The organism is Streptomyces sp. GL_140 (assembly GCF_057834465.1).
In genome coordinates this window covers 5,069,866-5,082,451 of the sequence record NZ_CM174404.1, presented here as the reverse complement: position 1 = coordinate 5,082,451, position 12,586 = coordinate 5,069,866, and the positions used below count along the sequence as shown (strand labels likewise).

Below are 12,586 nucleotides of genomic sequence, written 5' to 3'. Positions count from 1 at the left end.
ACGAGTTGTCGGTACGTTAACCGCGAACTCTCACTCCGAGAGGACTCCCGCGAGGCTCTCCAGACCCGCCCCGGCCGACCAGCGCCCGCCGATCCCGCGCACGGTGACCTCCCGTACGTCGTCCAGGACCTCCTCGTGGCCCACCGCCCGCCGGATCACCACGTGCATCCGGTCGTCGGACAGCTCCTCGACCTTGCCGTCGCCCCACTCCACGACGACCACGGACTCGGGCAGCGAGACGTCGAGGTCCAGGTCCTCCATCTCGTCGAGCCCGCCGCCGAGCCGGTACGCGTCCACGTGCACCAGTGCCGGGCCGCCGGTCAGCGAGGGGTGGACCCGGGCGATCACGAAGGTCGGCGAGGTCACCGCCCCGCGCACGCCCAGGCCTTCGCCGAGCCCGCGGGTCAAGGTGGTCTTGCCGGCGCCGAGTTCCCCGGTCAGCAGGACGAGGTCGCCGGGGCGCAGCAGACCGGCGATCCGGCGGCCGAGGTCCTGCATGGCGTCGGGCGAGCCGACGGTGATGTGCGCTTCGGTTCCCGCTTCAGGAACCGCTGCCTGCGGTACTTCTTCCATGTCCGGAAACGTTAGCCGGTGCGGACACCACCGCGGTGCGCGCCAGCAGCTCGGTGAGCAGCCGGGTCACGGTGTCCGGGTGTTCCAGCATCATCAGGTGCCCGGCGGACTCCAGGACGACCAGTTCGGCGGAGGGCAGCGCGTCCTTGATGGTCCGGCTGTGGCCGGGCGGGGTGACCATGTCGCCGTCACCCGCGATGACGGTGACGGGGATGTCCGCGAACCGCTGGAGCGCGGCCGTCTTGTCGTGCGTCTGGAAGGCCGGGTAGAACTCGGCGACCACGTCGATGGGGGTGCCCTCGATGAGCCGCTCGGCGAAACGGGCCACGCCCGGGTCCACGTCGGGCGAGGCGAAGGAGTACGACTTGACCATGCCGGCGAACAGGTCGGCCGTGGCCCGGCGGCCCTTCTCCACCAGCTCCACCTGGGAGCCGAGCGCCTTGAGCACCCCGGGCAGCAGGCGGCGCACCGCCCCGAAGCCCACGGAGGGCAGCCCGTACGTCACCTCGTCCAGGCGGCCGCTGGAGGTGCCGACGAAGGCCACCCCGGCCACCCGCTCCCGGACGAGCTCGGGGAACTCGTCCGCGAGTCCCATGATGGTCATACCGCCCATCGAGTGACCGACCAGGATCAGCGGGCCCTCGGGGGCGGCTGCGTCGATGACGGCCTTCAGATCGCGGCCGAGCTGTTCGATGGTCACCGGCTCGCCCTCGGCCTGGGCCAGGCCGCGGCCGCTGCGGCCGTGGCTGCGCTGGTCCCAGTACACGGCGCGGACCACACCGCGCAGGGCGGCGCGCTGGAAGTGCCAGGAGTCCTGCGCGAGGCAGTAGCCGTGGCAGAACACCACGGTCGGCGGGGCCGGGGCCTTGCGGCGCAGCCGGCGCCGCTTGCCCTCTTCGGGCAGTTCGTCGATCTCGTAGTAGAGCGGGGTGCCGTCCTCGGCCCGCGCGTGGCCGGGGGCGCCGCGCAGGGAGCCGTAGTCCCCGGTCGCGTCGAGGGCGAGGCGCGCCTTCATGCGCATGCCCCGCCCGACGGTGATCCGTTCGACCGCGACGCCGGCCGCCGCGCCCGCCGCTATCACGCCGATGGCCGCTCCGGCCCAGCCGGCCTTGCGCCAGTTCTCGCTCACGCCGCCGCCCTCACTCAGCCGTTGCGGTACTTCGGTCGCGGTACACCCGGGGAACCCTGACCCCGATACGGGTGACGATCTCATATGCGATCGTGTGCGCCGCTTGAGCCCAGTCCTCGGCCGTGGGCTCGCCGCGCTCGCCGTCGCCGAAGATGATCACCTCGTCGCCGGGCCGGACCCGGTCCTCGGGGCCGATGTCCACGACGAACTGGTCCATGGCGACCCGTCCGGCGGCGTAGCGCGTCCGGCCCCCGAGGAGGACGGGACCGCGGCCCGAGGCGTGCCGCGGGATGCCGTCCGCGTAGCCGGCCGGGATGAGCGCGAGCCGGGTCTCGTCCTCGGTCACGTAGTGGTGCCCGTAACTGACGCCGTGTCCGGCCGGGACCTCCTTGACCAGGGCCACGAAGGCCTTCAGGGCCATGGCGGGGCGCAGCCCGAGCTGGGCGGGGGTGCCGAGCTCGGGAGCCGGGGAGACCCCGTACACCGCCAGACCGCACCGGACCAGGTCGAAGTGGCTCTCGGGCAGGGTCAGGGTGGCGGGTGAGTTGGCGATGTGCCGGACCTCGGGCTCGATGCCCTCCTTCTCGGCGTACTCGAGCATGTCGCGGAAGGCGGTCAGCTGGAGCGCGATGGAGGGGTGTCCGGGCTCGTCGGCGCAGGCGAAGTGGGACCACAGGCCGGTCACGTGCACGGTGCCCTCGGCCTGGGCGGCGACGGCCGCGCCGACGAGCTCGGCCCAGTCGGCGGGCTGGCAGCCGTTGCGGCCGAGGCCGGTGTCGGCCTTGAGCTGGATCCGGGCCGTGCGGCCGACGGTGCGGGCGGCCGCACGCACTTCCTCCAGGGCCCACATCCCGCTGACCGCCACGTCCACGTCGGCCTCGATGGCCTCGCGCCACGGCCCGCCCGGGGTCCACAGCCAGCACAGGATCCGGCCGCCGACCCCGGCGGCGCGCAGCGCGAGCGCCTCTTCGGGGGTAGCGGTGCCGAGCCAGGTCGCACCGGCTTCGAGGGCCGCGCGGGCGCAGGGCACGGCGCCGTGCCCGTAGGCGTCGGACTTGACTACGGCCATCAACTCGGCCCGGGGCGCCCGCTCGCGCAACGCGCGTACATTCGCCCGTACGGCGTCAAGATCGATCTCGGCGTACACGCGCGTGGGTGTCTCGTTCATCCCCCACAGTCTCTCAGAGGCCGACCGTCGTGCTCGTCTACGCCTCCGCGCGCGACCGCCGTCCGCCGGCGGCCACCTCGCGCCAGGCGGCGGGCAGGGCGCCCGCGATGTCCTGGGCCAGCAGCGGGCCGCCGGCCGAGGCGAGACGGCCCGCGAGGCCGTGCAGGTAGGCCGCCGCCGACGCGGCGTCGGCCCCGGACAGCCCGGCCGCCAGCAGCGACCCCGCGAGGCCCGCCAGCACGTCCCCGCTCCCGGCCGTCGCCAGCCACGCCGTGCCCGTCGGATTCACCCGTACCGTCCGCGCCTCCCCGGAGCACACCAGGGTCGTCGACCCCTTCAGGAGCGCCGTCGCCCCGTACCGCCCGGCCAGCTCCCGCACGGCCTCCAGTCGGCCCGCCTCCACGGACTCCCGGGCGACCCCGAGCAGCGCCGCCGCCTCCCCCGCGTGCGGGGTCAGCACCGTCTCGGCCTGCCTGGCCCGCAGCGCCCCGGGGTCCAGCCCGCGCAGCCCGTCGGCGTCCACCAGGACCGGCACGGGCTGCGCCAGCACCCCGGCGGCGGCCGGGTCCTCGCCCAGTCCCGGACCGACCACCCACGCCTGGACCCGGCCGGGCCCGATCAGCGTCTCGGGGTAGCGGGCGAGGACGGCGTCCGCCACCGCCGGCGGGCCCACGTACCGCACCGCGCCGGCGCCGCCCCGCAGCGCCCCCGCCACGGCGAGCACCGCCGCACCCGGATAGCGCGCGGACCCCGCGACGATCCCGACCACGCCGCGCCGGTACTTGTCGCTGGTCCGCGTGGGCACCGGCAGCAGCCGGGCCACCTCCGCGTGCTGCGGGGCCTGCGCGTCGGGCGGCTCCGGGAAGGACAGCCCGATGTCCACCAGGTGCACCACCCCGGCCCGGGCGGCCCCCGGATCGATGAGCAGTCCCGGTTTGTACGCCCCGAAGGTCACGGTGACATCGGCCCGTACGGCGGCCCCCGCGACTTCCCCGGTGTCCGCGTCCACGCCGCTCGGCAGGTCCACGGCCACCACCGTCGCGCCGGCCGGGATCCGCTCCACCAACGCGGCCGCCGCGGGCCGCAGCGCGCCGCGCCCGCCGATGCCGACCAGCCCGTCCACGACCAGGTCGGCCCGGAGCGGCACCTCCTCGGCGAGGCGGCCGCCGGCGGACCGCAGCGCGGCCAGTCCGCCCTCGTGTACCCGCGCCGGATCCACCGGTACGGCCGTCACCCCGGCCCCGCGCCGGGCCAGGCGGGCGCCCGCGTACAGGGCGTCGCCCCCGTTGTCCCCGGGGCCCACCAGCAGGACGACCCGGGCCCCGTAGACCCGGGGCAGCAGCCGGGCGCAGACGGCGGCCAGTCCGGCCGCCGCCCGCTGCATCAGGGCTCCTTCGGGCAGCCGGGCCATCAGCTCGCGCTCGGCGGACCGTACGGTCTCCACGCTGTAAGCAGTACGCATGGCACCACCCTGCCCGCTATCCCTCGGCGATCACCACAGCGGAGGCGATGCCCGCGTCGTGGCTGAGGGAGATGTGCCAGGACCGCACGCCCAGCTCCGCGGCCCGCGCCTGCACCGTCCCGGACACCCGCAGCCGCGGCTGCCCGCTGTCCTCGACGTACACCTCGGCATCGGTCCACAGCAGCCCGCCGGGGGCACCGAGCGCCTTGGCCAGTGCCTCCTTGGCCGCGAACCGGGCGGCGAGCGAGGCGGTTCCGCGCCGCTCGCCGCCCGGCAGGGTCAGCTCGGCGTCGACGAACAGCCGCCGAGCCAGGTTCGGCGTCCGCTCCAGCGCGGCGCCGAACCGTTCGATCTCGGCAACGTCAATGCCCACACCGATGATCACAACAACAACCCCTACTACTCCACGGTCACCGACTTCGCGAGGTTACGCGGCTGGTCCACCTCGTTGCCCCGCGCCGTCGCCAGCTCGCAGGCGAAGACCTGCAGCGGCACGGTCGCCACCAGCGGCTGGAGCAGCGTCGGGGTGGCCGGAATGCGGATCAGGTGGTCGGCGTACGGGACGACCGCCTCGTCACCCTCCTCGGCGATCACGATGGTCCGCGCCCCGCGCGCCCGGATCTCCTGGATGTTCGACACGATCTTGTCGTGCAGCACCGAGCGGCCGCGCGGCGACGGTACGACGACCACCACCGGCAGGTCCTTCTCGATCAGCGCGATCGGCCCGTGCTTGAGCTCGCCGGCCGCGAAGCCCTCGGCGTGCATGTAGGCGAGCTCCTTGAGCTTGAGCGCACCTTCCAGCGCCACCGGGTAGCCGACGTGCCGGCCCAGGAAGAGCACCGTGTTCTTGTCGGCCAGGGATCGCGCGAGCTCCCGTACCGGCTCCATCGTCTCCAGTACGGTGTCCACCGCCGCGGCGATGTCCGACAGCTCCCGGATGACCGCCCGGATCTCGTCGCCCCACTTCGTACCCCGCACCTGCCCGAGGTACAGGGCGACCAGGTAGCAGGCCACCAGCTGCGTCAGGAACGCCTTGGTCGAGGCGACGGCCACCTCGGGACCGGCGTGCGTGTACAGCACGGCGTCCGACTCGCGCGGAATGGTCGAGCCGTTCGTGTTGCAGACGGCCAGCACCTTGGCACCCTGCTCGCGCGCGTGCCGCAGCGCCATGAGGGTGTCCATGGTCTCGCCCGACTGCGAGATCGCGATCACCAGCGTCCGCTGGTCCAGGATCGGGTCTCGGTAGCGGAACTCGCTGGCCAGCTCCGTCTCGCAGGGGATGCGGGTCCAGTGCTCGATGGCCAGCTTCGCGATCATGCCCGCGTGGTACGCCGTACCGCACGCCACGATCACGACCTTGTCGACCTCGCGCAGCACCGAATCCGGGATGCGCACCTCGTCGAGGGTCAGCAGTCCGCTCGCGTCGATCCTGCCCAGCAGGGTGTCGGCGACAGCCTTCGGCTGCTCGGCGATCTCCTTGAGCATGAAGTAGTCGTACCCCCCCTTCTCGGCCGCCGAGGCGTCCCAGTCCACGTGGTACGCCCGCACGGTCGCGGCCGAACCGTCGAAGTTGGTCACCGTGACACCGTCGCGGCGGAGCTCGACGACCTGGTCCTGCCCCAGCTCGATCGCGGACCGGGTGTGGGCGATGAAGGCGGCCACGTCCGAGGCGAGGAAGTTCTCACCCTCTCCAACGCCCACCACCAGGGGCGAGTTCCGGCGTGCGCCGACCACCACGTCCGGGTCCCCGGCGTGCACGGCGACCAGCGTGAAGGCCCCCTCCAGCAGCCTGCACACCTGCCGCATCGCCTCCGCGAGGTCCCCGCAGCCGTCGAACCGCTCCGCCAGCAGGTGCGCCACGACCTCGGTGTCCGTCTCGGACTCCAGCCGGTGCCCGCGCCCGGCCAGCTCGGCCCGCAGCGCGGCGAAGTTCTCGATGATCCCGTTGTGCACGACGGCCACGCGCCCCGAATTGTCGAGGTGCGGGTGGGCGTTGACGTCGGTGGGCCCGCCATGGGTCGCCCACCGGGTGTGCCCCAGCCCCGTGGAACCGGCCGGCATCGGATGCCCGACCAGTTCCTTCTCCAGATTGACCAGCTTCCCGGCCTTCTTGACCGAAGCGAGCCCGCCGTCCGCCAGCACGGCGACACCCGCCGAGTCGTAGCCGCGGTACTCCAGCCGCTTGAGTCCGGCAATGACCACATCGAGCGCCGACTGCGCTCCTACGTAACCCACGATTCCGCACATAAGCCGCAGGGTACGCCGTAGTTGGCTCCCTGCCCGGTACCCGAACAAGACGAAAAACCCGCCCCGGCGAATGCGCCGGAGGCGGGTTGACGTACGGGCGGACGACCGAGCCGGACGGATCGTCAGCCGAGCTTCTTGGCCTGGACCTCGATCAGCGTCTTCGGGGACTCGGTCGTGCCCAGCAGGCTGAGGGAGCTGAAGGTGGCCACCGTCCCGCCCTTGCGGACCACGGTCAGCAGGGCGAGGCCCTTGTCGCCGTCCTCCAGGTCGATCGTGAACTTCAGGCTCACGGACTCGTCGCCCGCGGTCACGGCGGGGCCCGCCGTCACGCTGTCGAACTTGGTGGTGTCCCCGTCGCCACTGATGCTGAAGCCGCCGGCGCAGGCCTGGCCCGCCGTCTTTACGGAGGCCAACAGGTCCTGCGCGCCCTTGCCGTCGTAGGAGGCGAGGCCGGTCCTCGTCACGGTGACGCCCATCGCGTCCTTGATCTTCTGCTCCGGCGAGGCCGCCGGGTCGGCCTTCGGCTTGGCCCCCAGGCCGATGCGCGCGACCCCGGTCGCCGCACCGATCTTCTGGAGGGAGCTCGACTGGGCCAGCACCTTGCACTCGGGCTTGTCCGTGGCGATCGGCTGCTTGTCCGCCTCGGCCAGCTTGGCGGCGCCGTCGGTCTGGACCAGGTAGTCCGGTACCTCCGCCTGGGTGACGAGCAGACCGGCGAGCTCGGCGTCCGTCTTCCCCTTGACGGCCGGCGCCGCGGAAGAGGCGGCGGCCGACGGCTTCGTGTCGTCCTTCTTCGCGTCGGTCTTGTCGGAGCCGCCGCACGCGGTGGCGAGCAGCGCCAGGGACACGGCGGAAGCGGTCAGGACGGTACGGCGTACAAGGGTGGTGCGCATGATGGTTTCCCCCACGGAACATCTGAAAAAGGGCAGCCCGCAGCGGCGCCCCGGAACGGTGCCGAGGGCGGCCTCAAAACTGCGGTGATCCACACCGTACGGGGTGCCACCGACAGCCGCCGGTAATTGAAGACCCACTACACGCATCGTGATCCCAACGAGACCGCGGCTCTCTCCGATCGATACCGCCCCCGCACAACCCGCCCACCCCGGGCCATAAGGCCCGGCCCCACGTGACCGACCACACCACCCACAACGGCCCGGGACCCCCGACAATGGCCCTGTGATCACTTCGCCGCCACGAAGCACGCCGGACGAAAGCGCAACGGAGCGCCCCGTCGGATCGGAGCACCCCACGCCCCCCGGGCCTGCCGCGCACCCCACGCGCCGCCGGGGCCACGAGGCCTCCCCCTACGTGGACCTCACCCGCGCGGAGTGGAGCGCCCTGCGCGAGCGCACCCCGCTGCCGCTGACGGCCGACGAGGTCGAGCGGCTGCGCGGGCTCGGCGACGTCATCGACCTCGACGAGGTCCGCGACGTGTACCTGCCGCTCTCCCGGCTGCTGAACCTGTACGTGGGAGCCACCAGCAACCTGCGCGGCACCCTCAACACCTTCCTCGGCGACGCCGGCAACGGCCACGGCGCACAGCAGGGCACCCCCTTCGTCATAGGGGTCGCCGGTTCCGTGGCGGTCGGCAAGTCCACCGTGGCCCGCCTCCTCCAGGCCCTGCTCGCCCGCTGGCCCGAGCACCCGCGGGTGGAGCTGGTGACCACCGACGGCTTCCTGTACCCGATGAAGGAGCTCCAGCGGCGCGGACTGACCGCCCGCAAGGGGTTCCCCGAGTCCTACGACCGCCGCGCGCTGACCCGCTTCGTCGCCGACATCAAGGCCGGCAAGGACGAGGTCACCGCCCCGGTCTACTCGCACCTGATCTACGACATCGTCCCCGGCGAGCAGCTCGTCGTGCGCCGCCCCGACATCCTGATCGTCGAGGGACTCAACGTCCTCCAGCCGGCGCTGCCCGGCAACGACGGCCGGACCAGGGTCGGCCTCGCCGACTACTTCGACTTCAGCGTGTACGTGGACGCCCGCCCCGAGGACATCGAGCGCTGGTACCTCAACCGGTTCCGCAAGCTGCGCGAGACGGCGTTCCAGAACCCCTTCTCCTACTTCCGCAAGTACACCCAGGTCTCCGAGGAGGAGGCGCTGGAGTACGCTCAGACCATGTGGCGGACCATCAACAAGCCCAACCTGCTGGAGAACGTGGCCCCGACCCGCGGCCGCGCCACCCTCGTCGTGCGCAAGGGCCCGGACCACAAGGTGCAGAAGCTGAGTCTGCGCAAGCTCTGACGCCGTCCGGCGGTTACTGTGCGGCCATGCTGCACCTACGGATGATCACTCCGGCGGACCGGACGGACGCCGTCGTCCGGATCGTCGAGAGCACGGTCGGCACCACGCATCTGGTGGTGCTGCCGGGCGCCGCCCGCATCCCGCCGGGCGACATCGTGATGTGCGACGTCGCTCGCGAGGCGGGCGACGAGCTCCTGAACGAGCTGCGCGGGCTCTCCATCGACAAGGACGGCTCGATCGCGGTCGAGAACATCGACCTCTCCCTCTCGGAGCGCGCCGACCGGGCCGAGGAGGAGGCCCCGGGAGAGGCCGCGGACGCCGTCCTGTGGGAGCAGCTGAGCGAGGCGACCCACGAGGAGTCCACCCTCACCATCACCTACAGCGCCTTCATGATCGTCGCGACGATGATCGCGGCCTGCGGCGTGGTCCTCGACAACGCCATCCTGATCGTGGGCGCGATGGCGGTCGGCCCCGAGTTCGGACCGCTCGCCGGCGTCTGCACCGGTCTGGTGCAGCGCGCCCCGAAGCTGGCCGCCCGCTCGCTGGCCGCCCTGCTCATCGGTTTCGCCGCGGCGATGGTCGCGACCACCGCCTTCACCCTGGTGATGGACGCCCTGGGCCTGTTCCACCCGGGAATGCTGGACAAGCCCCGCCCCAACACCAGCTTCATCTGGCAGCCGGACCCGTTCTCCTTCGTCGTGGCCCTGCTCGCCGGTGTGGCCGGGGTGCTCTCCCTGACCTCGGCGAAGTCCGGGGCGCTGGTCGGCGTCGCGATCTCGGTGACCACCGTCCCGGCCGCCGCCAACGCGGCCGTGGCGCTCGGCTACGGGGACTTCGGCCAGATGTGGGGCTCCGCCGAGCAGCTGCTGCTGAACCTGTTCGGGATCATGCTGGCCGGCGTACTGACCCTGCTCGGCCAGAAGCTCCTGTGGCGCACCCAGCGCGGCCACTGGCGCCGCACCCCGCCCGCCACCTGAGCCCGCGCCCCCGGGAGGTCCCGGATACGGAACCGGCCCCGCGCTACGGGGCTTCGTAGCGCGGGGCCGGTCCTTCACATCGGCAGGATCTAGCCGAGCGCCGACTTCACCACGTCGGCCAGCCGGCCGGCGACGGAGCGGGCCTGCTCGATGTCGGCGGCCTCCACCATCACCCGGACGAGCGGCTCGGTGCCCGAGGGACGCAGCAGTACGCGCCCGGTCGAGCCCAGCTCGCGCTCCGCGTCGGAGACGGCGGCGGCCAGCTCGGCCGAGGTCGCGACCCGGGACCTGTCCACGTCGGGGACGTTGACCAGCACCTGCGGCAGCCGGCTCATGACCCCGGCCAGCTCGGCGAGGGACTTGCCGGTGGCCGAGATCCGCGCGGCCAGCATCAGGCCGGTCAGGGTGCCGTCGCCGGTGGTGGCGTGGTCGAGGATGATCACGTGGCCGGACTGCTCGCCGCCCAGCGCGTACCCGTGCTCCTTCATCGACTCCAGGACGTACCGGTCGCCGACCCCGGTCTGCACGACGTGGATGCCCTCGGCCTCCATGGCCAGCTTGAAGCCCAGGTTCGACATCACGGTGCCGACCACGGTGTCCTCGCGCAGGTGCCCGGCCTCGCGCATGGCCAGCGCCAGCACCGCGAGGATCTGGTCGCCGTCGATCTCGGCGCCGTTCGCGTCCACGGCCAGGCAGCGGTCGGCGTCCCCGTCGTGCGCGATGCCCAGGTCGGCACCGTGCTCGACGACGGCCTGCTTCAGCAGACCGAGGTGGGTGGAACCGCAGCCGTCGTTGATGTTCAGTCCGTCGGGCTCGGCACCGATCGTGATGATCTCCGCGCCCGCACGGGCGAAGGCCTCGGGCGAGACGAACGCGGCCGCACCGTGCGCCTCGTCCAGGACGACCTTGAGACCGTCGAGACGGTTCGGGAGGACGCCCATGAGGTGGGCGACGTACTTGTCGAAGCCCTGGTCGTAGTCGGAGACGCGGCCGACGCCGGAGCCGGTGGGCCGGTCCCACGGAGCGCCCGTGCGGTGGTCCTCGTAGACGGACTCGATCCGGTCCTCCAGCTCGTCGGCGAGCTTGTGCCCACCGCGCGCGAAGAACTTGATGCCGTTGTCGGGCATGGCGTTGTGGCTGGCCGAGAGCATGACGCCGAGGTCGGCGCCCAGCGCACCGGTGAGATACGCCACCGCCGGGGTGGGCAGCACACCGACGCGCAGGACGTCCACGCCCGCGCTCGCGAGGCCCGCGACGACTGCGGCCTCCAGGAATTCGCCCGAGGCCCGGGGGTCGCGGCCGACGACCGCGGTGGCCCGATGGCCCTCGAAGGTGCCTGCCTCGGCGAGTACGTGTGCCGCCGCCACGGAGAGGCCGAGCGCGAGCTCGGCCGTCAGATCCGCGTTCGCGACGCCTCGTACACCGTCCGTCCCGAAGAGTCGTCCCACTGTTGTCCTCCCGAGTTCACACTGCGTTTGTGACCACTTGTGCCATGTATTTGCCGCTTGTGGCGGTAAACGAACCGCCCCGGCAGCACGGAGAGTGCTGCCGGGGCGGATTCGTTGCAGAACAGCAGGCGCAGATTAACGCTTGCTGTACTGCGGAGCCTTGCGGGCCTTCTTGAGACCGGCCTTCTTGCGCTCGACCGCACGGTCGTCGCGGGAAAGGAAGCCGGCCTTCTTCAGCGCCGGGCGGTTGTTGTCGACGTCGGCCTCGTTCAGCGCACGGGCGACACCGAGGCGCAGGGCACCGGCCTGACCGGAGACGCCGCCACCCGAGATGCGGGCGATGACGTCGTAGCGGCCGTCAAGCTCGAGGAGCTTGAAGGGCTCGTTGACTTCCTGCTGGTGCACCTTGTTGGGGAAGTAGTCCTCAAGGGTGCGGCTGTTGATCTTCCACTTGCCGGTGCCCGGAACGATCCGGACGCGGGCGATGGCGTTCTTGCGACGGCCCAGGCCGGCGGCCGGCTGGGGGTCGCCGAAGCGACCGGCAAGGGACTCGGAGGTGTAGTCGCCCTCGACGACAACCTCAGACTCGCTGGTGTACTCCTCGACGTTGCCCTCGAACTCTTCGATGACAGTCTCGGCGGTGGTCTCGGCCACGATGCTCCTCAGAATTTTCTACGTCTTAGGGGGTGGCCGGAACTACTGCGCGACCTGGGTGATCTCGAACGCCACCGGCTGCTGCGCAGCGTGCGGGTGGTTCTCGCCCGAGTAGACCTTCAGCTTCGAGAGCATCTGACGGCCCAGGGTGTTCTTGGGGAGCATGCCCTTGATGGCCTTCTCCACGGCCTTCTCGGGGTTGTTCGCGAGGAGGTCGTCGTAGCGCACCGAACGGAGACCGCCCGGGTAGCCGGAGTGGCGGTACGCCATCTTCTGCGTCGCCTTGTTGCCGGACAGGTGAACCTTGTCGGCGTTGACGATGATGACGAAGTCGCCCATGTCCATGTGGGGGGCGTAAGTCGGCTTGTGCTTGCCCTTGAGGAGGGCAGCGGCCTGGGTCGCCAGACGGCCGAGGACAACGTCCTGGGCGTCGATGACGAGCCACTGGCGCGAGATGTCGCCGGGCTTGGGGCTGAACGTACGCACGCGTATGCCTTCGCTTCTTCAGTGGTGGGTCATCCCCGGGGGGTGAGCCCGAGGGACGGGTCCTGACTGGTCACCACGGACGATCACGACAGCCCTGATCCACTACGGGGAGCAACCCGTGTGAACCGCTGGTCATCGGCCCGGTGGACCGGCGCAAAGCCCTCTCACATGAAAGTGAGCAGGCGAATACGCATAACG

The 12,586-nt window shown here is 71.7% G+C and carries 12 protein-coding genes; 2 read left to right on the top strand and 10 right to left on the bottom strand.

Translation table 11 applies throughout. The features are described 5' to 3' along the window. Positions 1-30: 30 nt before the first annotated feature. From tsaE to AC3IYJ_RS23690, 7 genes are all read right to left on the bottom strand, one after another. Complete coding sequence (tsaE, locus tag AC3IYJ_RS23720; RefSeq protein WP_489396758.1) at positions 31-573, bottom strand: tRNA (adenosine(37)-N6)-threonylcarbamoyltransferase complex ATPase subunit type 1 TsaE; 543 nt, start codon at positions 571-573, stop codon at positions 31-33. Continuing rightward, positions 542-1,702, bottom strand: a complete 1,161-nt coding sequence (locus AC3IYJ_RS23715; protein ID WP_489396757.1) for an alpha/beta fold hydrolase — start codon at positions 1,700-1,702, stop codon at positions 542-544. Before AC3IYJ_RS23715 ends, tsaE begins: the two co-directional genes overlap by 32 nt. Positions 1,703-1,712: 10 nt before the next feature. Further along, entirely contained in the window at positions 1,713-2,870 is a 1,158-nt protein-coding gene (gene alr / locus AC3IYJ_RS23710; protein WP_489396756.1) for an alanine racemase, read from the bottom strand. Positions 2,871-2,907: 37 nt separating this feature from the next. Beyond that, positions 2,908-4,332 carry an NAD(P)H-hydrate dehydratase gene (locus AC3IYJ_RS23705; protein WP_489396755.1) on the bottom strand — a complete coding sequence of 475 codons (1,425 nt, stop codon included), beginning with the start codon at positions 4,330-4,332 and terminating at the stop codon, positions 2,908-2,910. Between the two features lie 16 nt (positions 4,333-4,348). After that, positions 4,349-4,717, bottom strand: coding sequence for a holo-ACP synthase (locus AC3IYJ_RS23700; protein WP_489396754.1), 369 nt, complete (start codon positions 4,715-4,717; stop codon positions 4,349-4,351). 14 nt (positions 4,718-4,731) lie between these two features. Next, the gene (glmS, locus tag AC3IYJ_RS23695) at positions 4,732-6,579 is read right to left on the bottom strand and encodes a glutamine--fructose-6-phosphate transaminase (isomerizing) (RefSeq protein ID WP_489396753.1); all 1,848 of its coding nucleotides are present in this window, start codon (positions 6,577-6,579) and stop codon (positions 4,732-4,734) included. Between the two features lie 122 nt (positions 6,580-6,701). Then, on the bottom strand, positions 6,702-7,472 hold the full coding sequence (locus AC3IYJ_RS23690; RefSeq protein ID WP_489396752.1) for a hypothetical protein: 771 nt from the start codon (positions 7,470-7,472) through the stop codon (positions 6,702-6,704). A 415-nt stretch (positions 7,473-7,887) separates the two neighbouring features. Between AC3IYJ_RS23690 and coaA the strand changes: the two genes are divergently transcribed. After that, the gene (coaA, locus tag AC3IYJ_RS23685) at positions 7,888-8,823 is read left to right on the top strand and encodes a type I pantothenate kinase (RefSeq protein ID WP_489396751.1); all 936 of its coding nucleotides are present in this window, start codon (positions 7,888-7,890) and stop codon (positions 8,821-8,823) included. A gap of 26 nt (positions 8,824-8,849) precedes the next feature. Beyond that, entirely contained in the window at positions 8,850-9,800 is a 951-nt protein-coding gene (locus tag AC3IYJ_RS23680; protein ID WP_489396750.1) for a DUF389 domain-containing protein, read from the top strand. 89 nt (positions 9,801-9,889) lie between these two features. On the opposite strand, the gene glmM is transcribed toward AC3IYJ_RS23680, so the two are convergent. The 3 genes from glmM to rplM form a co-directional block, all read right to left on the bottom strand. Continuing rightward, positions 9,890-11,248 (bottom strand): phosphoglucosamine mutase, encoded by a 1,359-nt coding sequence (glmM, locus tag AC3IYJ_RS23675; RefSeq protein WP_489396749.1) that lies wholly within the window; start codon positions 11,246-11,248, stop codon positions 9,890-9,892. 135 nt (positions 11,249-11,383) lie between these two features. After that, the gene (rpsI, locus tag AC3IYJ_RS23670; RefSeq protein WP_489396748.1) at positions 11,384-11,902 is read right to left on the bottom strand and encodes a 30S ribosomal protein S9; all 519 of its coding nucleotides are present in this window, start codon (positions 11,900-11,902) and stop codon (positions 11,384-11,386) included. Positions 11,903-11,944: 42 nt separating this feature from the next. Continuing rightward, a complete protein-coding gene (rplM, locus tag AC3IYJ_RS23665; protein ID WP_489396747.1) occupies positions 11,945-12,388 on the bottom strand; it encodes a 50S ribosomal protein L13 in 444 nt (147 codons plus the stop codon). Positions 12,389-12,586: the final 198 nt, after the last annotated feature.

Excerpts from the sequence above, each read along its gene's own strand:
- tsaE (WP_489396758.1), bottom strand. The coding sequence starts at position 573 with ATGGAAGAAGTACCGCAGGCAGCGGTTCCTGAAGCGGGAACCGAAGCG.
- alr (WP_489396756.1), bottom strand. The coding sequence starts at position 2,870 with ATGAACGAGACACCCACGCGCGTGTACGCCGAGATCGATCTTGACGCC.
- AC3IYJ_RS23705 (WP_489396755.1), bottom strand. The coding sequence starts at position 4,332 with ATGCGTACTGCTTACAGCGTGGAGACCGTACGGTCCGCCGAGCGCGAG.
- glmS (WP_489396753.1), bottom strand. The coding sequence starts at position 6,579 with ATGTGCGGAATCGTGGGTTACGTAGGAGCGCAGTCGGCGCTCGATGTG.
- AC3IYJ_RS23690 (WP_489396752.1), bottom strand. The coding sequence starts at position 7,472 with ATGCGCACCACCCTTGTACGCCGTACCGTCCTGACCGCTTCCGCCGTG.
- AC3IYJ_RS23680 (WP_489396750.1), top strand. The coding sequence starts at position 8,850 with ATGCTGCACCTACGGATGATCACTCCGGCGGACCGGACGGACGCCGTC.